The following is a 24,053-nucleotide window of genomic DNA, read 5'->3' on the forward strand; positions in this document are numbered from 1 at the left end:
GGCGTGGCCCGATCAAGCCCCGAAACGGGCGCTCAACTGGACGCCGTAGAATTGCGGTTCCGCCGGAATGAAGGTCGGGATACCGAAGGCGCCCCCCGTATTCCCCGCATCGAGCAAATATTCCTCGTCGAAAGCGTTGCGTATGAAGCCTGCAATTTCGTAGCGATTGTCGGCGAAGCTGATCCCGGCCCGCGCATTGACCAACGTAACGGGACCCTGCGAGATCAGATCGCTGTTCGGAACTTCGAAGAAGATCGTGCTGCGATGCGTGATGCTGGGGGTCGCAAAGAAGCGCACGCCGCCTGCAAACTCGTAATCGACCGTAAAACCGCCTGCCGCCTGCCATTCGGGCTGGAGCCGGAACCGCGCCCCCGAAAACTGCGGAGCGAACGTGTTGTCTTCATCGATACCGCCGTCGATATAGCCGACATTGCCGAACACCTGCAGCCAGTCGGCGACATCGACCGCGATCTCCGCTTCGACGCCTAGGTTGCTCGCACTGCCCGCGCTTTCGGTGCGGGTGCTGCCGGTGGGATTGCCGTTCGCATCGAGCTCCTGGACGGTTACTTGGAAGCCATCATAGACCTGGTAGTAGACCCCGAGCGAACCGGAGACCGGTCCGCTTGCGAGCTTGATGCCGCCCTCATAGTTCCAAACCGTTTCCTCGGGAACGACTTGGAGATTGGGCACGACATTGCCCACGTCATCGCGCGCCGCGTTCAACTGCACTACAGGGGAGCGCCGACCCTTCGAAATCGTCGCGAACACATTCACATCGTCGCTCACCCGGTAGAGTGCGTTGAAGCGCGGCAGGATCGCCTGGAAACTGTCGTCGGCGCGGAAAGTCCGGCCGTTGGTGTCGATCTGTCCCGGGATCAGCGGTGCACCGCTCAGGACGGCATTGGGTATCTCGGCGAAGAACCCGGACTCGCGATATTCATCGAGCAGCCGGACACCGGCAGTGAGTTCGAAGCTTTCGGTGGCAAACCAGGTGACGTCCCCGAATACCGAGTAGGCCTCGTTGCGGCCCTGGTTCTCGAACACCGAACTGTAGGGGATCGCGTTTGCGGCGCCCATCGTGGCAAGGCTGGTGACTGCACTTGCAGGAACGCTGCCATCGGGCGCCACGCACGGGATGCCTGGGATCAGAGGCGCACCGAAGATCGAGGTCAGGCATTGCAGATAGGTACCTTCCTCGGTGGCGAATGGCACGTTCTGTCGGCCATCCTCGATGAACACGTTCCACCCCATGCTCGCCCGCACCGTGCTTCCGCTATAGGTGAAGCGACCTTCGTGGCTGATCTGCCAGCCATCGGCGATTTCGGTGAATTCGAGGAAAGGCGCAGCTGTGCCATCGGCATCGAAGACCTCAGCGCTGTCGAACTCGCGGTAGCCGTTGACGGTGGTGAAGGTCCAGTCGTCGGCGAATTGGTATTCGGCGGTGAGGTTGAGATCGTAGACTTCGCGATTGAGGCCCAACTGATCGTCGCCGAGCGCCGCCGCTCCAGCGGGGTTGCCGCCGAGATTGGCGCCCTCGAAAGCGTTGTCGGCGCCGCCCGGCGCTCCGGAGAAAGCCGGGAAGGTTCCGGAAATGAATGGCGTGCCGCCGTTGCGCTGCTGGTCGTATGTGCCGATCAGGTCGACCGTCAGGTCAGTCGTCGGGGTGTAGCGCAGCGAGGCTCGCACACCGAGTTGATCCTGCGCGTAAAGCTCTTCTTCCTGCGCCGGATTGAGGTTGTCGACATAGCCATCGCGCGTGCGCCATTCGAAGGCGATGCGCCCGGCCAGAACGTCCGATCCGGCATTGAGGTGGCCGCCGAGCAGGGTCTGATCGAAATTGCCGTAGCCGCCGGTGAGCTCTCCGGAAAAGCCCTCTCGCGGACGCGCCGAGACGAGGCTGATTGCCCCGACCGCCGAGGCAGTGCCGAACAGGGTCGCTTGCGGTCCCTTGATCACCTCGACCCGCTCGAGATCGTAGATCGCCTGATACGAACCCCGCGACCGCGAGATGTCGACACCGTTGTAGTAAAGCGTAACGCGCGGCCCCTGTTGCGATGAGCCCGAATCCGAAGTGATGCCGCGGATCACGACGCCGGGATTGTTGGCGCTCTGTTCTTGAATGTTGAGGCCTGGAACATAGTTGGACAGCTCGTCGAGGTCGCTGACGCCGAGGTCTTCGATCCGGTCCCCGGTAACTGCGGATATTGTGATTGGCACGTCCTGAGCGCGCTGTTCTACCTTTTGTGCTGTGACGATGATGGTGTTTCCGGAATCGGCATCATCAGACCTCTCCGCATCTTGGGCCGACAGCGGGGTCCCTAAACAGGCAATCGATGCCAGGAGGGCGGCGCGATGGAAACGATGTGTCATGGTGGGCAGCTTTCGATTGAGGGAGGGTAGCTGCGTGGTAATTCTCCCCTGTGACGCAATGACGACGCGAGTGCGTCAGACTGGCTGCAATTGTTACAGTCAAGAGTCCCTGAGCCATGGACTTCAATTGATATCTTAGAAGAAGCCGTCTGCCATTGCTGCTCTCGTGCAACCCGAGGAGCGGCGAACTTCGAATCCGGCCGAAATCCGCCACTGAATGACATGAGACCGGAAAATGAAAGATTTGGGACGACCTTGGGAGCACTCTCTGTAGCATATTGTTCAAAGGCGAACGGAACACGTCGTACGTCTTGGAGTGTGCAGGGCGGCACTTGCAGGTGAAGGCTTTGGTAGCGCCATTTCTTGTCGCAGATTGCCGATCCTAAGCGCTTGAGCGAGGCTAGGTACCAGCATCTTTCAGCACGGGAATTAGCCCAAAAAACTCAGGGCGTCTTGGCGATATGGGCGGAAGCGGACCGTCTGCTTTTGGCTAGTTCAGCGGCACAGCCGACACGAAACTCCAGCTCGAATTCAGCTTAGGGCGTCCCCCACATGCGCAACAGATTTGCGATCGACTTGTCCAGCATTAAGAGCTCGGGCGATCCTTTGTCGAGCCTCTGCCTGAGCGACGCCCGAAGGTTCTCCATATCGAAGAGCAATTCGCGCTGGGTGGGGTCGGCAATGAGGCTTTCGATCCATCCGACGCACACGATCCGCTCACCACTGGTGACCGGTACGAACTTCGTGAATGCTCGAAGCCGGATAGAGAACAAGCTGGCCCGCCTTCGCTTTGATGTGCGAGGTTACGCCGGCAGTATGGATGGTTAGCTCACCCCCTTCATACTCGTCAGGTGCTGCTAGGAAGAGTGTGAAGGAGATGTCGGTGCGCAGCCGCGATTTGCCTGAGCCCATGATCGCATTGTCCACATGCGCGCCGTAATGTCCGCCATCGCGAGTTCTGCTGATCATCAACCGCGAAAACCGACGGGGCCGAGCCGCTGCTGCCAGCACCGGATTGTTCTCGATGAAAAGCCGCAACTCGTCACGCAGCGCCTTTCCCGCCGCGTCCGTCAAAATAGCTTGCTCATTGCGTTTGACGGCGCTCGCAGTCTTGCCAGCTGTCGAGCGGCCATCCCGCCAGGCCAGCGCGCCGATCTTCTTGCGCAATGCACTGAGCTTCTCAGCATCGTCCAGTAAGGAGATCGTCAGGATCATTCACTTCTCAATTTGCGAATGGTTTGCAATAAGCGCAGAAGGCGCTACGATTTGAAATCTGACGATTTCGGGAAAGATTGCAATGAAAGTAGAGCTGAAGACATGGGCCGGGCTTGGTCTGGCCACAGCGCTTGCCGGCGTCGGTCTCGCTGGATGCGTTGAAGAGTCCAACACGGGAGCAGATGCCTCACCGCAATCCCGAGCAGGCGAGATGGGTGAAGGTGAGGGCGGAGAAGGCGGCGAGAGCGGCGAAGGCGGTGTTGACTTCGCTTCCGCCGGTACCGATCCAGTGGAATACCGCTCCGCTATTGCTGTCGCTGAAGCCCATGCGATCGCTGCACGAGACGCATTCGCTATCGGAAGAACCGATGAAGCAGCCGAGATGTTCGGCCACCCAGTGTCGGAGGTGCTGGCGGATATGGACCCGGTCTTCGCCGAACTTGGCGTCGACAATTTCCAGCCACTCTTCCTCGATGCTTCCGCCGCCGTGATCAACGGCGAGTCAGAAGCGCAGATCAACGAACGCTTTGACGCCATTGTAGGGGCATTGCGAGCAGCAGCCGGTAAAGCACCAGATGATGGGACGAGCGAAGCGATGGTGGCTGCCGGCGTGGCCGCCGACCAAATCGATCGTGCGATCTCGATGTATCGGCTTGCAGCCAGTGATGGGATCTATCCGCCCTATCTCGATGGCTATGGCTTCTACAAGGCAGGGCAAACAGCGTTTGCCAGGTCAGAAAGCGCAATCAAGAAAGCCGATGCCGACCTGCATGCACGCCTCACCAAGGCGTTGGCGCTCCTTGCGCAGGCGTATCCAAGTGCGGACATGCCAGGGAGCCTCGATGCCGATCAAAGCGCGCTGACCTCCGCTGGCTCCGGCGTGCTCTTGGCGATGCCCATCAGGTGACGTGACGCGCGGCAGCGCGGGTCTCTTCGCAGGTGCGGCGCCATTCAATCGGTCAGTAAACGGCGGTACGGTGACATTTCCGAAAATGGATTGGCTTTCTGATGATCGCCAATCTCTTGACACGTATGGACGAACCAAGCTCTCAAAACAAAAGTCTCTTGCAAATGCGAATGATTTTCAATAGCGAGTTGTAAGGCACGCATCGCAAGAGAGATCAATGAAACCCCAATTCTGGCTCGGAAGCGCCTTTGCCGCAATTCTTGTCGCATCCGCTCTTCCCGCCCACGCTCAAAACGGCCCCGATGCTGACCCTACCGACGAGCAAGATAGTTCAGGGTCAGCACCCATCATCGTCACAGCAACCCGGTCGGGGACTGAGATCGAGAACCTGCCCCTTTCGGTTTCGGTGATCGACGAAGCGGAAATTCAGGATCAGCTCGCGCAGAACCGCAACATCGTCTCGGCACTTGAATTTGCTGTGCCAGGCCTCAGCACCACGGGGCCGGAACGCGCAGGCTGCGGCATTCAGGTCCGTAGCAGGCAGGTAGCGTTCCAGATCAATGGCGTCCCGATCAACGAGGATTTGCGCCAAGGATCTTGCACCGGGCCCTTCACCATCTCCCCTTCGCGCTCGAAAGAGTGGAAGTGGTTCGCGGCGGGACGGCGCTATACGGGTCGGGTTCGCCTGGCGGTATCATCAATCTCATCACCCGGCGCGGCGATAGCCCAACGCTTGAGGTCGATGCCGTCGCGCAGACCAGCTTCAACACCAACAATACGGATGACACCTTCACCACCGATCTGTTTGCTGGCATCGGTCAGCAGGTTGGCGACTTCGATTTCTATGTCGGCCTCGGCTACACCGATGGCGGGCTGGAACGGGATGCCGAAGGTCGCCCCACGGTATCGCGTGCGTTTGAAGCCATCGACGTGACCACCTCCCTCGGCCTGCGGATCGGGATGGGCGAACTGCGCGTTACAGGCACGTTTCACGATGAAGAAGCCGGTCGCCAATTCGATGCCGACGGCACCGATATTCCCGGCACCGATATCGGCACCGTGGTGCCGATCACGCCCAACCCGTTTCTCGACCAGGCGGGTGATCGCAACATCACCGCCGCGCTCAGCTACACCCATCCGGAGCTGCTCGCGCATGACGTGACGGTGAGCCTATTTATGCAGGATCAGGAAATCATCCAGCGCGCCAACTTCTTCGATGCCGCCGATGGCGACTTTTTCTTCGCTTCCAACCGTACGAACTCACGCGTGGGCCTACGTTCGACGCTCGTGCGCTCCTACGCGCTCGGCAGCGGCGATCTGAAGACGAGTTACGGCGTCGATTACACCCGCAATGACTTCCAGCGCTTCATCGTCGACCCTTCGGCGAATGGAGCTATCACCGGTTACATCACCCCTGCTTTCTTCCTCCAAACCACGGCTGTATTCGGTCAGATCGAATACCAAATCGATCAGCTGACGCTTAGCGGAGGTGTGCGGCAGGAATGGTATTCGGGGGCGATCGAGGAAGATGGCTTCGACCCCAACCTTCCTCGGGCGGCCACGCCGGGTGATTTTGCTGATAGCGACCTAGCACTGTTCAATATCGGCGCGGTTTACGACATCGTTGATGAAATCCAGCTCTATGCCAGCTTCACGCAGGGCGCCGAACTGTCGCAGCTGGGCCGCGCGGCGAGGGGTGCCCCAGATCCCGGCGCAATATCCAACGCGCCAGCCACGTCCGACCAATATGAAATTGGTGCCCGCGGGCGGCTTGGACCGGTGCGTTTCGGTCTTGCGGCCTATTACGCCGAATCGGCCAGTTCGGCGCAATTCCAGCCCGATCCAAGCTGCGTAGGTCAGCAGGTATGCCCGCTAATCCCCTTGCGTATACCGGAACGCGCTTATGGATTCGAAGCGGATGCAGAGTTGGCGGTGACCCCAACACTCAGTCTGTCGGGTGTCTTCACGCTGCAACGCGGCGAAGTCAGGGACCAGGAAAGCGGCGAGTTCATCGACTTCAGCACCGAGCGGGCCGTACCGGTTCGCGTCACAGCGCGCGCCGACTGGCAGCCGGTCGAGGCGTTCGACCTCGGCCTACAGATCACGCATTTCGGCTCATCGTCCTACTTCTCTCCAACGCAGGAAGAGATCGGGCTGGTCGATACCGAAGCGTACACTCTCGTCAGCGCAAGCGCGGGCTACGATCTGGGGCCGGCAACAATCTACCTAGCGGCAGACAATCTGCTCGACGAAGCTTACGTCAATCCGTTTGTGCAGGTGCGCGGCTTTCTGACCAATTATCAGGCACCCGGACGGCGCGTTACGTTGGGTGTTCGTGCGAGTTTCTGAGCGCACCCTGCCCAGCAAAGAGGCACGCCAACGATCGCCTCTTTGCTCATCTACAGCGGGCCGACGCAAGCCGCGCCCGCTGGCCTTTTGGCTGCACAATTTCTTCGGACTGAATGTCAGCCTGTTTCTTGCGTTTGTCTGCCTCACTGGAACAATTGCCAGCGTCTCGCATGAGATCGAATGGCTCTATAAACCCGAAGTCCGCGCCACTTCGTTCGAGGTAGGAACCGAAGACTGGGCCTCGATGTGGGCCGCCGCGCACCAGGCCTTTCCCGATGCGCAACTGGACGGCATCGGGTCCTATGACCGAAGTGATAGCGGTCATTTTGCGAAGAAGGTGACCGCGACCGACGTCGATGGAGTGAGCTTCGAGATCTATGTCGATCCCGGCACCAACGAGGTCACTGGCCATGAATATGGGCGCAGCCTGCAGGATGTGATGCGCGCCCTTCATTACTACCTGTTTCTTCCCTTCGACATCGGCTTTTATCTCGTCGCAAGCCTCGGCTTTTTCCTGCTCGGTTCGCTGGTGACCGGCCTCTTCGTCTACAAGAAGTTCTGGCGCGGCTTCTTCAAACGCCCGCGTACTGACCATACGATACGAACCTTCATGGGTGATCTGCACCGCCTAGTAGGCCTGTGGTCGGTCTGGTTTGTGGCGGTGATTGCGCTCACCTCTGTTCTCTATTTCTATGAGCGCCTCGGCCCAGACATGAACTCGCAAACGCCTCGAATCGAAGCGCCGCTAGCGAGTGGAACAGTTCAGTCGGAGGACATTGCGCTATGGACGCTGTTGGCGCGTGAGCGCAAACCGGGCTTTGCCATAACGGCTGTCTTTCTGCCCTTCTCCGAAGGCGACCCCCTGATCGTGCAGGGCCACTGGAAGGCCAATCTCGTTCGCGAACGCGCCGACGCGGTGTTCATCGATCCTTCGACCGACCGGATCATCGGCGAACGCACGGGCCATGAAATGGACGTGGGCGAGCGGCTCGTTCACACTGCCGATCCATTGCATTTCGGCACGTTCGGCGGTTTGTTCACGAAGCTTCTCTGGGCTGCTTTCGGCCTGATGTTGACGGGGCTCGCTGTTACCGGGGCCTACATCTATGCGAAACGGTCGCGCGTCGCCGTGCGTGACGGCATTAATCTGTCATTTCTTGATTATCTCGGCGTCTGGAAATGGCCGAGCGTATTGCTCGTCTCCGCCGTTCCGGTAATCGCGTTCATGTTTTGGTAGAAAAGGGCCGTGCCGGAAGGCGGCATAGGGTGGATAGAAAATCAATTCGTCGGTCGCTCTTCGCGCCGCTGATCTGGGAAGGGCCAGGAAAGGGACAGTCTGCAATCAAATTGTTCGTTCGCGAACGCGGACTTATGATCGTCGATCCAGCATCGTATTCGCACCCTTCGAAAGTGCATCCCGGATGCGGCTGGCAGCTGGTAGAAAGCTGTACATGCCCTTCAAATGGCTTCGAGTTCGTCAATTGGCACCAGGTGCTGTATCCCGTTGACATGGACGAACCCCAGACAGAGCAGATCGGAGAAAATGGTTCGAGGAGCGAGCCCGAGCCAGCTCAAAGGATTTTCAAGGCGGTAGAACGACTTCTCCTCGTCATTACGACGGTCATGACTCTCGCCGCAGTCGGAGTCGAGGTATGGACCGTAATCGATCGAGGTACGATTGAATTGGCGGACCTTCTCCTGATGTTCCTCTATACCGAAGTCATTGTGATGATCGGAGTGTTCTACACTGGCAAAGGATCCTTTTTCGTTTTTCCGATCTTCATCGCAATTACGGCCATTTCTCGCTTGATCGTGCTCCAGGGGAAAGACATGGCCCCGGAAAATGTTCTCTTTGAAGCGGGCGCGATCCTCTTGCTTGCTGTCGCGGCGGTAGTGATCTCACGCATACGCTCTGAATAGTCGACACGGCTTGAGGCACGTGCGGCTCGCTCATCGGATTGCGAAATCATTCGTCCCGAGATAACAAGCGCTCGCCTTCATTCGGTTTCAGCGATTTCGCTCATGCTCAATTACAATCATCTGCGCTACTTCTGGGCCGTCGCCAAGGAAGGACACCTGACGCGGGCGGCGGAGCGTCTGAACGTGTCGCAATCGGCCTTGTCGGTGCAGATCAAGAAGCTCGAGACGCAGCTTGGACATGCGCTGTTTGAACGCCGTGGAAGGCAGCTGGTGCTTACCGCTGCCGGTAGAATCGCACTTGGATATTGCGAACGGATCTTCACCGACGGAGAGGCGCTTGTGCGGCGTCTCAAAGAAGGCGATGCCGAGGACACGCGGGTGCTTCGAGTTGGCGCGCTATCGACCTTGTCGCGTAATTTTCAGCTTAGCCTTTTAGATCCGCTGCTTGCGGATGGCGACTTTCGCATCGTCATCCGATCCGGCTCGCTGTCCGACCTGCTCGCCGCGCTCGAAGCGCATGTGCTCGATCTCGTTCTGGTAAACCAGGTGCCGCTGCGCGACGCGACGACCAACTGGACCGCCCGCGTCATCGACGAACAGCCGGTTAGCTTAATCGGTTCGCCGGAGCGCGTCGCAGACCGAACGGACTATCTCGATCTTCTTGCCAGCGAATCTTTGATCCTGCCGACAGGGGACAGCGGATTTCGCAACGGCTTCGATGTTCTGGTCGAGCAGCAGGATTTGCCGATCAGGATTGCGGCGGAAGTAGACGATATGGCCATGCTTCGTCTTCTGGCGCGCGCAGACATTGGGCTTGCGGTCTTGCCTCCCGTCGTTGTCACAGACGAACTGGCCTCGGGCCGGCTTATCGAGGCGCGCCCGCTTCCCAATATTACCGAGCGGTTTTCGATTCTGACTTTGAAACATCGATTTCCGCACCCCGCCTTGGAGCGCCTGTTTCCCCGAGCCTAGTGTGGCACCATCGTTCGTTATTAGGCATCAAATTGTTACAAACAATCTATTTTACGCATAGTATGTTGGTCATCTAGCAGCGCGGCAATCATTTGTCTTTGCTCAGGAGCCTGCACTTCATGGACCTTCTTGCGACCTTTGCCGCGAGTTTCCTTTCACAACTCCAGTCTCCCTCTCTCGCCTTCCTGATCGGCGGGATGGCGCTGGCCGCCACCGGCAGCAAACTCGCCATTCCCGACGCGGTCTACCGGTTCATCATTTTTATGCTGCTGATGAGCATCGGCCTTCACGGCGGCATGGAAATACGCGAGGCCGACCTCGCCGCTTTAGCCCTTCCTGCATTCTTCGCCGCTGTGATCGGCTGTATCTGCGTGTTGATCGGCGCGGTGACGCTTGCGCGCTTGCCAAGTATCCGACGCGACGACGCCCTGGCGACCGCCGGTCTGTTTGGCGCGGTGAGCGCCTCGACGCTCGCCGTCGCTATGGTTGCATTGGAAGAACGAGATATCGCTTTCGAGGCCTGGGCGCCGGCGCTCTATCCCTTCATGGATATCCCCGCCTTGGTCCTCGCCATCGTTCTGGCGAGCATCAATGCAAAGAAGAAGAAGAAAGCCGCCAGCGGTGAACCGATCCGGATCGGCGCGATCATTGCGGAATCTCTGCGCGGCTCGGCCCTGTCAGCGCTCATTCTGGGCCTTGTGATCGGCTTCCTCGCACAGCCTGAGGGTCTCTATGACGGCTTTTACGATTTGCTGTTTCGCGGCTTTCTGTCAGTTCTGATGTTGGTGCTTGGCATGGAGGCGTGGTCGCGGCTGTCCGAACTGCGCAAAGTGGCGCAATGGTATGTGGCTTATGCGATCATCGCACCGATCCTGCACGGGTTGATCGGGTTCGGGCTAGGCTATGTGGCTCATGTCCTCGTCGGTTTCAGCCCAGGCGGTGTCGTCATCCTCGCGGTGATTGCCGCATCGAACTCGGATATTTCCGGGCCGCCGACGCTCCGCGCAGGTATACCGACCGCCAATCCGTCGTCCTTTATCGGTGCATCCACCAGCATAGGGACACCGATCGCGATAGCGGTGTGCGTTCCGCTCTTCATCGCGCTCGCTGAACTGACTTTCGGACTGTGACGCAGCGCTAGTAAACAGGATCGCTCACGAGGAATTTAATCATGGCCACCCACGCAACTACCGTTGTTATTATTGCCGAGCGCCTGCTCCAGGACAAGATCATACAGCTTTTGGGTGAGAGCGGGGCAACCGGCTACACGATCGTCGAGGGCAGCGGCAAAGGCCGCCACTTCACCCGCACGCACGAGCGCCCCTCGATCGTCCGCGATTTCGATATCGTGCGGATCGAATTCGTCATGGCAGACGGTGCTCACGCGCGCGAAATCGCCCAGCAAATCGCCGACACCTATTTTGAGGAGAATTCGGGGATCATCTACATCACGCCTGCAGAAGTCCTGCGCCCAGAAAGGTTTTGAGGACACAGGAGGGGAGATCAATGCCGTTCCGTTTTGACGCGCGGGATTTGTACAGCAGATATTCGGTCATCAGACCTGTTGCTGAAGCTGCGATGTCTCATCTGCAACGTCGCTGGATGACCTCCAAACGCGAAGCGCACCGTCGGCCATTGCTCGTTCAAACAAGAAGGCGACGGACCATGCTGTCCGCGTAGCTGGACATTATATACTTAACAAAGCACACCCCCTTGCTAGGGTGAATTCATTACAAACACGAACGTATTTGAGCCCCGTTTCCAAGACGCAGACATCGCCCGCATGTATCTCGAAGACCTGCGCTGGCCGGCATGGTCCTGTGTGCCCTCATTGTGAGAGCGGTGACGATCAGAAGCGGCTCAAGAGTGCAAAGCATCGCCCCGGTCAGGACTTCGCAAAGCACGAATTGGTGAACCACACGCAAGACGAATATGTCAGCGCATCGGATCCCACCGCCCACACCAACACGGTTGAAGGCTTCTCTGGTTTTTTCAAGCGCGGTATGCGCGGCATCTATCAGCATTGCGGGCAAAAGCATCTGCACCGCTACTTTGCCGAGTTTGACTTCCGTTATTCCAACTGTTCGGGTCGCGGTATCGAAGACCGTGAGCGCACCGACATTGCCCTCAAGGGTATTGCTGGCAAGCGCCTGACCTATCGGCGTATTGGCGATGCAGTCGCCGCTTAGGCCTGATCCTCCGCGCAAGATTGGCGAGCGCCGAAAGCGGTGGACACGCTAATCTCCTGTTTAGACTCGCAATTTGCACGGCTTATCCCCGCCTGAATCAACGCGCCTGCCTCCGATTCTGATATTGATTCCCTAGAATAGCAATAGGCCGAGTCGTGGGGGACCCGGCCTATCTAGAAATCGCTGGTTAGGAGCGACCTCATGTTTGGAATTCTTGTGTGCCGAATAGGCCCGCTTTGGTCAATCCTTTGCAGTGCAACTCAAAGGAATAAATAATGGCTAATCTGCTGGTCACCTACGACCTCAACAAAGAGACAACCCGTCCCAAGATCGTCAAGCACCTCAATGACGGTTATGGAGCGTGGGCCAAACTCTCTGAGTCAAGTTACGCAATTGACACAAACCAGGCCCCTGATGACGTCAGGGCTTATTTCAAACCCATGATCGACAGCAACGACACCCTTTACGTCATTACTCTCAAGAAGCCCTATTCAGGGCGCGGTCCTAGTGACGTGAACGACTGGTTGGCAAAGAATCTGAGCTACTGATTATGACTTAGCGGCCCGTACCCTACTCAAGGGCTGCCATTTTTCGATGTGTCTCAGGTTGAATTACAAATTCACCCTGCCGTTCGACCTACTTCATCTTCACGGTCCTTTCGCCGCCGCTTCCCCAGCGGAGTAGTCGGTTTATGCTTCTCATGCGGGGCGTTCAGCATTCGCTTTAGCACCTCATCTTCTTCACATTGATTGGTGTCTATCATGTCAATAAAGTTCTCAGATAAAGCCACGCGGAAAATCCTGAATGAATTGGACGCATCTGAACGCCTACTTAAGTTGGTGAGGAACACGCATTTGCCGGGAGAGGCTGTTGCTCAATGGGAGCAATTCCTCCTCTCAACTGGCCGAATAATCCACTTCATCGAGGGCGAATGCCAAAGAACCCCGCAGGGACGCCAATGGTATGGCGGAGAGCGGAGAAAATCCCGGCAAGAACCTTTCCTCAAATACATGTATCAAGCGCGAAATATCGCAGAGCATCAACCCTCATCAGATGCGGCAGCAATTTCGGGCGACGAGGTAACAATAAGCAATATCACTCGGAAAAACGATGGTCCCGACCCAATACCTCTGACTGGGCCAGGAGGCCTCATAGATTTCCACTCGGAAGGCGCAAATATCCACCCTCTACTTGAAGAGTCGATCAGGCCGGACAGCTCGATCACAATCACACCGGGAGGAAACGTTGAGCTTGCCAAGATCATCACTGACACCAAACGCGATAATACATTCAAGCTGCCAGATACCTTCATGGGGGAAGATATTGACCCTCAAGACCCGGCTCAGGCTGGTGAGCAATATCTAAATAGTCTTCGAAGTTTAGTTGGCAGAATCCCCACCTGAACCTCGCACAAGCTCCATCATGAGATAGACCTCTTCAGCGACCCCAGCGAGAGGCTCGCCGAAAGTGTGCTCGCGCAACGTCACAGCGCCCGCCTCAATCATCTTCTCAGCAATTTCAACCGGCCTATCACGCTCGGATTTATCGTGCGAATCCATGCTGCGTTCTCAAGTATAGTATGTCCGCATACCTTGACAGGATAGCGCGCGGCATGCAGCTTTTCGCACGGATCGAATCGAGGCGATCGACGTTTGGCCCGGGCGCAGGATTGTGCGTCTGCTGAGGTCTCCATAGCCGCGCTAGTTGAAGGTGCGGTTGTGAGAAGCAATACCGCTCCTGAGCGGTCACTAGAGCCTGACGAGCGCGGCGGTTCGCAAAATGGCTAATCTCCGGACCATGAATTGGGAGCCTGGCGTGTCTATGCAGACTGAAACCGTCGAGACCAAGCCTGCTGAATGGACCAGCAGCCTAGCTTATCAGAGCAGGGCTACTGCCAGACCGACTGCGGCTGATTTGTGTGAATTGACTTCGAAAGCCCGCGAGCGAAACCGCAGCCTGGGCGTCACAGGCATGCTTCTCTATGATAGGGACCGCTTTTTCCAGACCCTTGAAGGCCCTCCTGCCAGTCTGGAAGTGCTCTGGACGTCAATCAGCCGCGATACGCGTCACACGGATATCGAGATTCTAAGCGAACACATCATTCCCGCTAAACTCTTCAGCGGCTGGGACCTCTTAAGCTGTCATGGGGACGACGACGGAATTGTTGATGTGCAGCGGGCCAAAGCAGAACACGAACTCACGTCGCAAGTGCCAGATCTGATCGATCTTGTGCTGAACGGTGACGATATCGGCATCAACACACTGATCGCATCGCATGCCGAGAGGGGGTGCGATGGGGATTCGATCCTCACACATCTGATCGAACCGACTGCGCGCGCTCTTGGCGATGCATGGCTTTCTGATGATTGCTCCGAACTGGATCTGACTATCGGCCTCAGCATGCTGCAGCTCGCCGGTCATGCCATACGCCACAGCCCGACGCCTGCATCGCTTCGCCAGAGCCAGTACAGCATTCTGCTGGCCAGTGCGCCAGGAGAGCCACATTCGCTAGGAGCTTCGTTGCTCGCCGATCTGTTTACCGATGCGGGCTGGCATGTTGATTTGGCATTCCCCGACAGCGACCAGGCGCTAACCAATCAACTCGCCTCCGAGCAGCCGGATGCGCTCGATATCGGGCTGTCCGAAGCACTGCCGCGTGAGCACTGCATAGCGAAATTGCGCGAAACGATCGAGCGGAGCCGTTTTGCTGCACCCGATCGTTTGACGGTGATATCTGTCGGAGGCCGGCTATTTGCGGATGCTGCCGCCACTGCGCAAAGCGTTGGAGCAGATCATGCCCGAAAAACTGTTGCCGGATCGAGCATTCGTATCGCCGAGCTCATCAGGCAAAAGCGTCAGCAGCCTCGTCAAGGGTGATCTCAACCTGTCAACATGTGCGCCTAGACGCTCGCCATGGCCGCTCGGCCTTGCCGGACGAGCCGCGACTGCAGGCAACTGGTCTCGACCCCTACGTCTTGAGTTCACGCATTACCAAGACGTCGCATGGTGCATCCCGAACGATTGCTTGTGTGTTGGTACCGAGCAAGAGACGAGCTGAGATCCATCCGGTGTGCTGTCACCCAGATTGCCTCGACATTCAGGGAACGCGCAAGCTCAACTACCTCCCGCGCAATCGACCCGGAAGGAGCGTGAACGCCTGCCAAGGAAGCGGACAGCCCAGACTGCTCGGCATATTGACGAAGCCACACTTCGGCTTCGCTTCGCTCGTTTGTTTCCCAGTGTCGTGGCAGTTCTCGCACATATGAATGCGGCAGCGGCGTACGAACATACACCAGATGGATATCGACTGGTTGGACTTCGGGCAATGATCGGTATCGTGTCGCTACCAACTGCGCTCCGGCCTCGTCCTCTCGATCGAGCGCGACTAAAACGGACCGATACATTGCGGCATCCTTCCTCAGACTTCCTTGACTGGGCGCTCGAGTTCGACGCTGCGACTGGCAACGTCGCTATCTGTCCCGAACTCCAAGAGCAGCAGCTCAGCGAGCCGCAGACTGCCTTCGATTGTCTCAGGCACAGCGACATTCGCCCCGTCTTCGAGCAACTTGTCGGCGTGGCCGACATCGCGTGCGCGGGCAAAGATCGGGACGCGCGGCGCGAGCCGGTGGATCTCATGGGTGAGTGCCTCGGTCGCATCCTTGTCGCCTATGGTCACCACCACGCCTGAGGCTTTTTCGAGACCCGCCTCACGCAAGACGTCAAGCCGCGAGGCATCGCCCATGCGCACCGGCCGGCCCTCGTTCGCGGCTTTGCGCGCAATCTCCGGGTCGCGATCGATTGCGACGTAGCGAATGTCTTGCCGATCAAGCACTTTGCCAATCGTTGCCCCGACCCTGCCATAGCCTGCCAGAATGACGTGTCCGCCTAACTCGCTGGCCCACGGCGTCTCTTCAAAACCCGTTTTCGGTACGCCGCGCTCAAGTGCCGCGGCGACCCGGCGCGCAAGCACATCGAGGCCGGGCGTAGCGAGCATGGTGAGACCTACGACGATCAGCATGAATTGCCCGGTTTCCGCAGGCAAGAGGCCAACCGTGACCGACAGCCCGATGACTAGAAAGCCGAATTCGCCCGCCTGACCGAGCAGGATCGCTACTTCTGCTGCGCGGTGTCTTGGCAACCGCCAGGCGAGACACAGCGCGAAATTGAGCGCGATCTTGATGAAGATAAGGCCGATCGCCGAAGCGATGATCCAAAGCGGATTGTCAATCACAATCCGCCAATCGATACCCATGCCGACCGAAAGGAAAAAAGACCGAGCATCAACCCTTTGAAAGGCTCGATGTCGATCTTGACCTGATGACGGAACTCAGTCTCGGCAATCAGGAGACCGGCGAGAAACGCGCCGAGGGCCATCGAGAGTCCGACGAAGCCTGTGAGCGCGGCTGTGCCCACTGCGATCAGCAGGGTAATTGCAACAAAAGCCTCGCGGCTCTCGGTACGTGCGACGAGCTGCAAAAGCGGCCTCAAGCATAGCCGACCAACTAGGTAGATCAGCGCTATGACGATGAGCGCCTCTGCGACGGCGAGCCCAAAACCGAGCGCGACGTTATCGATCGCCATCGTGCCAAGCACGCTCACCGCGAACAAGATCGGAACGACGGCCAAGTCTTGCATCAGCAGGATCGAGAAAGTCGCGCGGTCGCTCGGCGTGCCCAACCGTCCTCCCTCGATCAACAACTGTGTGACAATCGCGGTCGAGGACAGCGCGAGGCATGCTCCCAAGATGATCGCGGTAGCGGTCGCATTTCCCCAAAACATGGCAATTGCTGCAATCACCGCACCCGTAATGAGTATCTGCGCGCTTCCCAGGCCGAAGACGAGCCTTCGCATAGTCCAAAGCCGCTCGAAAGAGAGTTCAAGGCCGATCACAAATAGAAGAAAGATTACACCAAGCTCGGCTAGGACAGTCACGCCATCAACGTCAGTGATGACGAGATATGAAACCGGCTCGTAAACATCAGCAAGCAGGCCTAGTCCGAAGGGGCCAATGACACTACCGACAATAAAATAGCCAATCACCGGGCTCACAAATCGCTGGAGCAGCGGAACCGCGATCCCCGCTGCGAGAAGGAAGAGCAGCACTTCTCGCAAAAAGGGGATATGGACGTGCGATTCCATGACTGCTTGTTCGGGCAAAGCCGCTCGACTTGCAAGCAGAGTCGCCGATGCAGCGCTGCATAGAAGTGTTCCGAGAGACAAGGGCGAAAGAAGAAGCGTTCGCCAATAATGGTCCTAGCCTCTGATTCTCATTGACCTGTCACAGTTCCAAGGGTTTCATCCCTGTCCAGCATCAAGAGAGGCCAGCAAGTCTTGCAATCGCGATCTGCTCGACTGGATTATAGCGGGATGGATCTCGCGGTCACCCGTATCATGATCCCAATAACGAAGACTGATCCAGGCAGCCTTCTCCGTTTGGCTGAGGTGGCAAGGCTCGGGCAACTTGGAAATGAAAGCCGCGCTGTCGAATTTCCGACCAGAAAGTGCGGCCTTGCACGAATCGATAATCTCCAGAGTCTTCGCGTCCATGATGGCGATATGCGATAGAAATTCCGCCAAAGGAAGACCAGTAATCTCAGTGTCATATAGACATGCGAATGAAGCGTATTGAGGGTTCTGCATTGATTAAATCCACAATCAACAAAGCCAATCTTGTTCGTCACATTGCCGGTGAGACGGGCATCTCAATCGCGCACTCTAATGTTGCGCTAAATTGTTTATTGTCGAGAATCGCCCAATGCTTGGAGCAGGGTGAGGACGTGAATATCGCCAGGTTCGGGACGTTCACCGTGCGACGGCGAAGAGAGCGCATCGGTCGTGATCCTCGCAGCGGTTTGTCAATAAAGATTCCGGCTTCGAATATGCCAGTTTTCAAACCGTCCGCGGCCCTACGCGATTCCGTCCGTGAACCAATGCCGCCTATTGGATAGATAGCAAAAAAGGGCCCCGCTCAGAGGCGGGGCTCGAGAGTTGGGCTCGAAACGAAGTCCGAGCCCGTCGGGTCGCATTATCTAATTTGCACACACCTATGACACACGCGAGACACTTGGCCGCGCATCTCCACTCTGGGACAAATCCGCTCAAAGGGTAACCGTGATTGGCTCTCTTTGCATGCATCTGGGCCGGACGTCGAACGTCCACTGACCCATTACGGAACTCGATCACCAACGGTCCGATACCGGCTCTCTACACACCCCGCCTCTTACTACGATTGCCGCAACAAGGCGCGGGTTGTGATCATTCGAGCAGCTGGTCTCGGATCGCAGTGATTTCCGCACCGATCTCGAAATCGAGGAACGACTGCGGCACGATATTGGTCAAAAACGACTGACTGCAATCGACCGCCGTTTGCTGCGACAGATGGACGAGCGGCGCCTGGTATCGGCCAGCCACCGCGATCCATTCCAGCAGACGCTGCGCGCGGGACGATTGCAGAAACTCGGCAAGCTCGGTCTGGCCGAAGATGTCGGCGGCGGGAACTGGCAGCTTGGCGAGAGCATGGAGAACGAGCTGCGCGATCTTGGCGAGCGCGGCGACATCATTCGAACGATGCAGCGCGAGCTGACCGCGGCAAAGCTGGATCGCGCGCCAGCCAATCGCTCCATCTATAATCCAGCGAGCAAAGAGGCTGCGCCCATTGTCGGTCGCGTCGTTGCGCGCGGGCTGGCCGACGAATTGCACGATCGCCATTACCTAATCATCGACGGCGTTGATGGGCGCACGCACTATGTCGGGATCGGCAAGGGCGATGCGGTGGAACCCCTTCCCGAGGGATCGATTGTGCGCATCGAGCCTTGCGGCGGGGGTGTGCGAAAGTCCGATCGCACTATTACCGAAGTCGCAGCCGCTAATGACGGGCGATACAGCGTGGACGCGCATCTGAGACATGACCCGAACGCGAGCGAAGAGTTTGCACAAGCGCATGTCCGGCGCCTCGAAGCGATGCGGCGCCTCATGCGCAGCGTCACCCGCGAGGCTGATGGAACTTGGCAAATTACAGATGACCATCTCGACAACGCAGCCGCCTATGAAGCGCGCTGCACGCGCGACCGGCCCGTCACTGTCGAGACCTTGTCGCCGCTTCCGCTGGAGCAGCTGCCGGAAGCGGATGCGGCCACCTGGCTCGACCGGGAGCTTGCGGTCGATGACCCATTACCAATTCGCGATTCAGGGTTCGACCGCGAAGTGAAAGCGGCCACGGCAGCCCGCAAGCAATGGCTTGTGGGTCAGGGCTTAGCTGAACAGCGGGGAGAGCAGATCGAACTTCGGAAGGGGACAATGGAGGCCCTTCGGCGCCGCGAGCTTATGCGCGTGGCGAGGAAGCTGTCAGACGAGCTAGGGCAGAGGTTCAAGGAGGCAAAACCGGGTGAGCAGATCGAAGGCGTTCTGCGCAAGCGTATCGATATGACGAGCGGTCGCTATGCGCTCGTGACGCAATCGAAGGAGTTTACCCTCGCGCCCTGGAAGCCGGTATTGGATCGACACGTCGGGAAACCAGTCTCGGGGATATTGCGTGGCGAAGGGGTTAGTTGGAGCCTGAGTCGCGGTCGCGTTGGACCTTCAATCGGCTAGGTCCGCTTCGCGCCCCAATCTCGGACATTCGAGGCCGGGCTCCAACAACCCAATAGCCGAATGAATGCTTTCAGGAGAAGCGGGCTATCGTTCTATCGTCTGAGATTGGGTGGTTTCCTGAATGTCAGAAAACGAGGTTGCACATCCTGATTAGCCAAACCGGGCACGCCAGCTAGAAGCTGGGCGACGTATGAATGGCGAGGGGTCATCTCATAACTTCTGCGCCAAGATCTCAAGAAGATAAGGCGTTTCTGGCGGCCTTCTTAACATCCTCGGGTGGGGGTTTGCGAAATCCTTGCGACGCCAAGTTTTCTGCTGAATGATCTTGAGATCAGCTGCACCAATCGCCTGCTCGAAATCGACGACAGGATGGAAAAACGTCGGCATTTCGACAAGCGCTTCGGGAGTTTCGAAGCAGGCCTTTACGCCTTTGCTGGCAAGTTCAGGGTGTATCTCTACTATTCCCACATAGCCGCCGGGCCGCATCAGACGTGCGGCCTCGAGCAGTGATTCACCCAGATTCTCTATGTGTTCGAGGGTCAAGCAGAACAACACGAAATCCGCACTCTGCTCGGCGAACGGTGCAATTTTGCTATAGTCGCCCTGCGCTAACGATGCCGACTTCGCCACCTCGACCGCCTTTGCCAACATCTTGGACGATGCATCAATACCGCTCAGTGATTTAGCGCCCTGTTTGGCGAAATTTGCGAGATTGCGACCGCTCCCACATCCAAGCTCTATGACGTCTCGGCCGTGCACCAGCTTGGCAAAACCGGCGACTACTTCCTCAGCCCCGACCACAAGTGAGGTAGGCACGTCGTCATACACTGCTGCCCAGAGGTCGTACGCCCCCTCGACATCGAGCCGCAAAGTCGGTCGGTCATCGGTCATGGCTCAATATCCAAGGGCCACGGAGAGCCAGGTTCCTGCGCTTGTTGACTCACGCCTTTCTCCTAAAACTACCGCCCTCTGTTGATCTTTTGCGGCCCGGTTGGCCATCTAGAGCTTGAGGATGCAACCTTTATGAAACCGGCGGCTATTGGGTCGTTAGCGGAACGTCCGCTTCGCCCGATGGCCGCGCCAAAAGCGGCTGTTCGGCAATCGGCCCAAAAACTTGAGCTGCTCGCCCCGTTCAGACTTTTGACGCTTTCACACAATCCTAAACACCTCCCCGCTCCCGCTGTCGCGGTAGAGGTCCACGCGTTCGCCATCCCAATGATAGTCAAGATGCCGACCCTGCCGCGCTTTGGCGGCAAGGTCTGGATAGAATAGCCCAGCGCACTCCCCGCTATCATGGCGAACGCTGGGGTAGACAATCCCATCCGATCCGGATGCGCGCAGTTCTCGTCCCAGTGCCTGGCTGGCCGAATAGTCGTCAGGCGCGAGCAATGCGGCATGACCATCGTTTTCCGCCCGCAGATCGTGCAGCCTGACATCGATATCGAGCAGCACTTCGCGAAATTGCGACGTCCAACCGGGCGCTTCATAGGTGCGCGCCATGAAGCGCGCATGGTGATGGATGGTTTCGAGGAGTGCGGTCTCGAAGTGCCGACCGGCATAGAGCACGCCAAAGCTGCCATCGCTGAACCGGGTCGACTCGGTCGAGGCTGAGATGGGTAAAGGGCGCCATCAGATAGGTCGCGCCCTGCCCGCCGACGCGTCTTTCAGGCGGGACGAGATCGAGCTTGCCGATATTCTCGACAAGACGCGGATTGGTCTTCTGTTCGCTCGAAATCAGCAGTGGCCAATCGGCCGGATCGGCGATGTCTTCGAACAAATCGATCGGCGGGTGGATCGAGCGGATGATCCGTACCGCACTTGGCCATTCGATATGCGATTGCGGGATCTCCGCGATATCGCTCACCACCCACCGCGCTCGGCATCAAGATAGCGCCGCACACGCATGAGATCGGTGAGTTCGCCGCCGAGCATGATGTCGAGCGCCGAACGGCCCTGGAACGCGCTGTTGGGCGCTTGAACCCAGGCATAGCTGCGCTGAGTTTCGCGGAACATGTAACGCAGCGCCTTGTGGATACCCATGAGGTTGGAGAGCCTTGCCTTCGTGTCGCGATCGATCCGGCCAGGCGCGCCATCGGCTTTCCAGCGGCGGTAGGAGCGCACCGGCACATCAAGCAGGATCGAGGCCTGTTCATCGGTTACATCCCATTTCGCAAACAGGTTGACCACGGCACGAAACATCGCAGCCGCTTCCTCGTCGGTAATCGGCAGCGGGCGAAAGTCGCGAACGGCGGTGTCGACGGGCTGAATGGCGGTCATCTTCGTGCTCCTATATGGCATTATATAGGATACTTCATGCCAAATGGCAATATCCGACATATCGGGGACGAGCTCACTGTCGGACATGCACCATTGATGGTGCATTATGGGGGTGCCGTCAGCCCATCTCGCGCGAGCTGCGGCAGCTAGGCATCTGCGTTCGGCGAACGCGCGCTACGCGCATGCGCCTGCACGAGCGATCCTCCCGGTACTGCGAATCCCGGGAGCGAGACATGACCCCCACCAAGCTGCTGATCGGCCAGATATTGATCGTTTTCGCGATCGTGATCGCGGGCGTGTGGGCAGCGACGCAATGGACCGCGGCGCAGCTCGGGTATCAGGCGCAGCTGGGCAGCCCATGGTTCATCGCCTTCGAAGTGCCCTTCTACAAGCCCTGGGCGATCTTCCCCTGGTGGTATCACTATGAAGCCTATGCGCGGCCGATCTTCAATCGCGCCGGCCTGCTGGCAGGGGCGAGCGGCTTTCTCGGCTGCGCGACCGCGATAGCCGGGTCGATCTGGCGCGCGCGCCAATCGAGCCATGTCACCACTTATGGCTCGGCCCGCTGGGCGAGCCTCAAAGAAGCAGCGCGCGCAGGACTGTTCGGCGATGCCGGCGTATTCCTCGGGTGCCATGAAGGCCGCTATCTGCGCCATGATGGTCCTGAACATGTCATGGCCTTTGCGCCGACCCGCAGCGGCAAGGGCGTCGGGCTGGTCGTGCCGACCCTGCTCGGCTGGACCGGCTCGGCGGTCATACACGATATCAAGGGCGAGAACTGGGAGCTGACCGCAGGTTGGCGGTCGTGCTTCTCGCATTGCCTGCTGTTCGATCCGACCGATCGCTTGTCGGCCAAATACAATCCGCTCCTCGAAGTGCGCCGCGGCCCCCACGAAGTGCGCGACGTTCAGAACATCGCCGATATCCTGGTCGATCCCGAAGGCGCGCTCGAACGCCGCAACCATTGGGAAAAGACCGCGCATGCACTGCTGGTCGGCGCGATCCTGCATGTCCTCTATGCCGAAGAGGAGAAGACGCTCGCGCGCGTTGCGACCCTACTCTCCGATCCGCAGCGCAGCTTTGCCGCGACTTTGCGCCGGATGATGGCAACCAACCATCTCGGCACTCCCGAAGCGCCCACAACGCACCCAGTGGTCGCATCAGCCGCGCGCGAGCTCTTGAACAAGTCGGAGAACGAGCGCTCGGGCGTGCTCTCGACCGCGATGAGCTTCCTCGCGCTCTATCGCGATCCCACCGTCGCCGAAGTCACCTCGCGCTGCGACTGGCGTATTGCCGATCTGGTCGAGAGCGAGACGCCGGTCTCGCTCTATCTGGTGATCCCGCCATCGGATATCAGCCGCACCAAGCCCCTCGTGCGCCTTGTGCTCAACCAGATCGGGCGGCGGCTGACCGAAAGCCTGGAAGACAGCGCGCGCAAGCAGCAGCTCCTGCTGATGCTCGACGAGTTCCCGGCTTTGGGCCGGCTCGATTTCTTCGAGACCGCGCTCGCCTTTATGGCTGGCTACGGCATCCGCGCGTTCCTGATCGCGCAAAGCCTCAACCAGATCGAGAAGGCTTACGGCGAGCACAATGCCATTCTCGACAATTGTCATGTCCGCGTGGCGTTCGCCACAAACGACGAGCGCACCGCGCGGCGCATTTCCGATGCGCTCGGCACCGCGACCGAGCAGCGCGCGATGCGCAATTATGCCGGACACCGGCTCGCGCCCTGGCTCGCGCATGTCATGGTCAGCCGGCAGGAGACCGCGCGCCCGCTGCTGACCACGGGCGAAGTGATGCAGCTTCCTTCTGATGACGAGCTGGTGATGATCGCCGGCACGCCGCCGATCCGCGCGCAAAAGCTGCGCTATTACGAAGACCGCAACTTCCAGTCCCGGACGCGACCCGCTCCAGACCTGCTCCGAGACCACTCCAAGACACCTCCAGCAGCCTATCCCGACCGGCCTGCGCCGCGCCCCAACCCGTGGGAGGGCATCAACGCGATGCCCGATTTGCGGCTCGCTGGACAGACGAACGACGAGAGCGAGACCAATGAAGGCGGTCTCCAGCAGCAGCGCCATCCGGGCCTCGCCGAAGAAGCGAAACCTCAGGCGCCAGAGCCGGTCGAAATCGATCCGCTGGGCCTCGAAGACGAACCCGACGCAGCGGTCGAGGCCCGCGCCATGAGCCACGCGCGTACAGTGGTGCGCGCACATGCCCTTAACAAGAGCACGGACCGCGATCCGTTGCCGAATTTCTGAGGG

The 24,053-nt window shown here is 58.5% G+C and carries 21 protein-coding genes and 3 pseudogenes; 15 read left to right on the forward strand and 9 right to left on the reverse strand.

Going from position 1 to position 24,053, the window contains the following annotated elements:
* Positions 1–12 precede the first annotated feature (12 nt).
* The 3 genes from AC0L39_RS03000 to AC0L39_RS03010 form a co-directional block, all read right to left on the reverse strand.
* The gene (locus AC0L39_RS03000; RefSeq protein ID WP_473260633.1) at positions 13–2,370 is read right to left on the reverse strand and encodes a TonB-dependent receptor; all 2,358 of its coding nucleotides are present in this window, start codon (positions 2,368–2,370) and stop codon (positions 13–15) included.
* Positions 2,371–2,906: 536 nt separating this feature from the next.
* Positions 2,907–3,017, reverse strand: a complete 111-nt coding sequence (locus AC0L39_RS03005; RefSeq protein WP_473262474.1) for a hypothetical protein — start codon at positions 3,015–3,017, stop codon at positions 2,907–2,909.
* Positions 3,018–3,087: 70 nt separating this feature from the next.
* Positions 3,088–3,585 (reverse strand): Fe2+-dependent dioxygenase, encoded by a 498-nt coding sequence (locus AC0L39_RS03010; protein ID WP_473260635.1) that lies wholly within the window; start codon positions 3,583–3,585, stop codon positions 3,088–3,090.
* Between the two features lie 82 nt (positions 3,586–3,667).
* Between AC0L39_RS03010 and AC0L39_RS03015 the strand changes: the two genes are divergently transcribed.
* The 12 genes and pseudogenes from AC0L39_RS03015 (at position 3,668) to AC0L39_RS03070 (ending at position 14,799) form a co-directional block, all read left to right on the forward strand.
* Positions 3,668–4,492, forward strand: coding sequence for a hypothetical protein (locus AC0L39_RS03015; protein WP_473260637.1), 825 nt, complete (start codon positions 3,668–3,670; stop codon positions 4,490–4,492).
* Between the two features lie 217 nt (positions 4,493–4,709).
* A pseudogene (locus AC0L39_RS03020) lies at positions 4,710–5,021 on the forward strand (hypothetical protein); the annotation flags it as partial.
* A 68-nt stretch (positions 5,022–5,089) separates the two neighbouring features.
* Complete coding sequence (locus AC0L39_RS03025) at positions 5,090–6,841, forward strand: TonB-dependent receptor (protein WP_473260639.1); 1,752 nt, start codon at positions 5,090–5,092, stop codon at positions 6,839–6,841.
* On the forward strand, positions 6,828–8,078 hold the full coding sequence (locus tag AC0L39_RS03030) for a PepSY-associated TM helix domain-containing protein (RefSeq protein ID WP_473260641.1): 1,251 nt from the start codon (positions 6,828–6,830) through the stop codon (positions 8,076–8,078). Before AC0L39_RS03025 ends, AC0L39_RS03030 begins: the two co-directional genes overlap by 14 nt.
* Positions 8,021–8,761 carry a phosphate-starvation-inducible protein PsiE gene (locus AC0L39_RS03035; protein ID WP_473260643.1) on the forward strand — a complete coding sequence of 247 codons (741 nt, stop codon included), beginning with the start codon at positions 8,021–8,023 and terminating at the stop codon, positions 8,759–8,761. The genes AC0L39_RS03030 and AC0L39_RS03035 overlap by 58 nt, the downstream gene beginning before the upstream one ends.
* A 102-nt stretch (positions 8,762–8,863) precedes the next feature.
* A complete protein-coding gene (locus tag AC0L39_RS03040) occupies positions 8,864–9,733 on the forward strand; it encodes a LysR family transcriptional regulator (protein WP_473260645.1) in 870 nt (289 codons plus the stop codon).
* Positions 9,734–9,852: 119 nt separating this feature from the next.
* Positions 9,853–10,863 (forward strand): sodium-dependent bicarbonate transport family permease, encoded by a 1,011-nt coding sequence (locus AC0L39_RS03045; RefSeq protein WP_473260647.1) that lies wholly within the window; start codon positions 9,853–9,855, stop codon positions 10,861–10,863.
* A gap of 41 nt (positions 10,864–10,904) precedes the next feature.
* Complete coding sequence (locus tag AC0L39_RS03050; RefSeq protein ID WP_473260649.1) at positions 10,905–11,219, forward strand: P-II family nitrogen regulator; 315 nt, start codon at positions 10,905–10,907, stop codon at positions 11,217–11,219.
* Positions 11,220–11,616: 397 nt separating this feature from the next.
* Positions 11,617–11,922, forward strand: a pseudogene (locus tag AC0L39_RS03055) (transposase); the annotation flags it as partial.
* A 275-nt stretch (positions 11,923–12,197) separates the two neighbouring features.
* Positions 12,198–12,470, forward strand: coding sequence for a hypothetical protein (locus AC0L39_RS03060; RefSeq protein WP_473260650.1), 273 nt, complete (start codon positions 12,198–12,200; stop codon positions 12,468–12,470).
* Between the two features lie 213 nt (positions 12,471–12,683).
* On the forward strand, positions 12,684–13,325 hold the full coding sequence (locus tag AC0L39_RS03065) for a hypothetical protein (protein ID WP_473260652.1): 642 nt from the start codon (positions 12,684–12,686) through the stop codon (positions 13,323–13,325).
* Positions 13,326–13,743: 418 nt separating this feature from the next.
* Positions 13,744–14,799 carry a BLUF domain-containing protein gene (locus AC0L39_RS03070; RefSeq protein WP_473260654.1) on the forward strand — a complete coding sequence of 352 codons (1,056 nt, stop codon included), beginning with the start codon at positions 13,744–13,746 and terminating at the stop codon, positions 14,797–14,799.
* A gap of 104 nt (positions 14,800–14,903) precedes the next feature.
* Here AC0L39_RS03070 and AC0L39_RS03075 read toward each other — a convergent pair whose 3' ends face one another.
* Genes AC0L39_RS03075 through AC0L39_RS03085 form a run of 3 tightly spaced genes read right to left on the reverse strand, consistent with a single transcriptional unit; the run spans position 14,904 to position 17,061 of the window.
* On the reverse strand, positions 14,904–15,326 hold the full coding sequence (locus AC0L39_RS03075) for a universal stress protein (protein ID WP_473260656.1): 423 nt from the start codon (positions 15,324–15,326) through the stop codon (positions 14,904–14,906).
* 14 nt (positions 15,327–15,340) lie between these two features.
* Positions 15,341–16,153, reverse strand: a complete 813-nt coding sequence (locus AC0L39_RS03080) for an NAD-binding protein (RefSeq protein WP_473260658.1) — start codon at positions 16,151–16,153, stop codon at positions 15,341–15,343.
* A complete protein-coding gene (locus AC0L39_RS03085) occupies positions 16,150–17,061 on the reverse strand; it encodes a cation:proton antiporter domain-containing protein (RefSeq protein ID WP_473260660.1) in 912 nt (303 codons plus the stop codon). The genes AC0L39_RS03080 and AC0L39_RS03085 overlap by 4 nt, the downstream gene beginning before the upstream one ends.
* 476 nt (positions 17,062–17,537) lie before the next feature.
* Here AC0L39_RS03085 and AC0L39_RS03090 point away from each other — a divergent pair, with 476 nt between their 5' ends.
* Together AC0L39_RS03090 and AC0L39_RS03095 are read left to right on the forward strand one after the other, a co-directional pair.
* A complete protein-coding gene (locus AC0L39_RS03090) occupies positions 17,538–17,870 on the forward strand; it encodes an HU family DNA-binding protein (RefSeq protein ID WP_473260662.1) in 333 nt (110 codons plus the stop codon).
* 430 nt (positions 17,871–18,300) lie between these two features.
* The gene (locus AC0L39_RS03095) at positions 18,301–19,512 is read left to right on the forward strand and encodes a DUF3363 domain-containing protein (RefSeq protein ID WP_473260664.1); all 1,212 of its coding nucleotides are present in this window, start codon (positions 18,301–18,303) and stop codon (positions 19,510–19,512) included.
* A gap of 210 nt (positions 19,513–19,722) precedes the next feature.
* Here AC0L39_RS03095 and AC0L39_RS03100 read toward each other — a convergent pair whose 3' ends face one another.
* The 3 genes and pseudogenes from AC0L39_RS03100 to AC0L39_RS03110 all read right to left on the reverse strand — a co-directional run bounded on the left by AC0L39_RS03100 (position 19,723) and on the right by AC0L39_RS03110 (position 21,789).
* The gene (locus AC0L39_RS03100; protein ID WP_473260666.1) at positions 19,723–20,403 is read right to left on the reverse strand and encodes a class I SAM-dependent methyltransferase; all 681 of its coding nucleotides are present in this window, start codon (positions 20,401–20,403) and stop codon (positions 19,723–19,725) included.
* Positions 20,404–20,661: 258 nt separating this feature from the next.
* A pseudogene (locus tag AC0L39_RS03105) lies at positions 20,662–21,376 on the reverse strand (RES family NAD+ phosphorylase).
* Positions 21,373–21,789, reverse strand: coding sequence for an MbcA/ParS/Xre antitoxin family protein (locus AC0L39_RS03110; RefSeq protein ID WP_473260667.1), 417 nt, complete (start codon positions 21,787–21,789; stop codon positions 21,373–21,375). The pseudogene AC0L39_RS03105 and the gene AC0L39_RS03110 overlap by 4 nt, the downstream one beginning before the upstream one ends.
* Before the next feature lie 233 nt (positions 21,790–22,022).
* Here AC0L39_RS03110 and AC0L39_RS03115 point away from each other — a divergent pair, with 233 nt between their 5' ends.
* A complete protein-coding gene (locus AC0L39_RS03115) occupies positions 22,023–24,050 on the forward strand; it encodes a conjugal transfer protein TraG (protein ID WP_473260669.1) in 2,028 nt (675 codons plus the stop codon).
* Positions 24,051–24,053: the final 3 nt, after the last annotated feature.

Source organism: Erythrobacter sp. K21-9 (assembly GCF_055808355.1).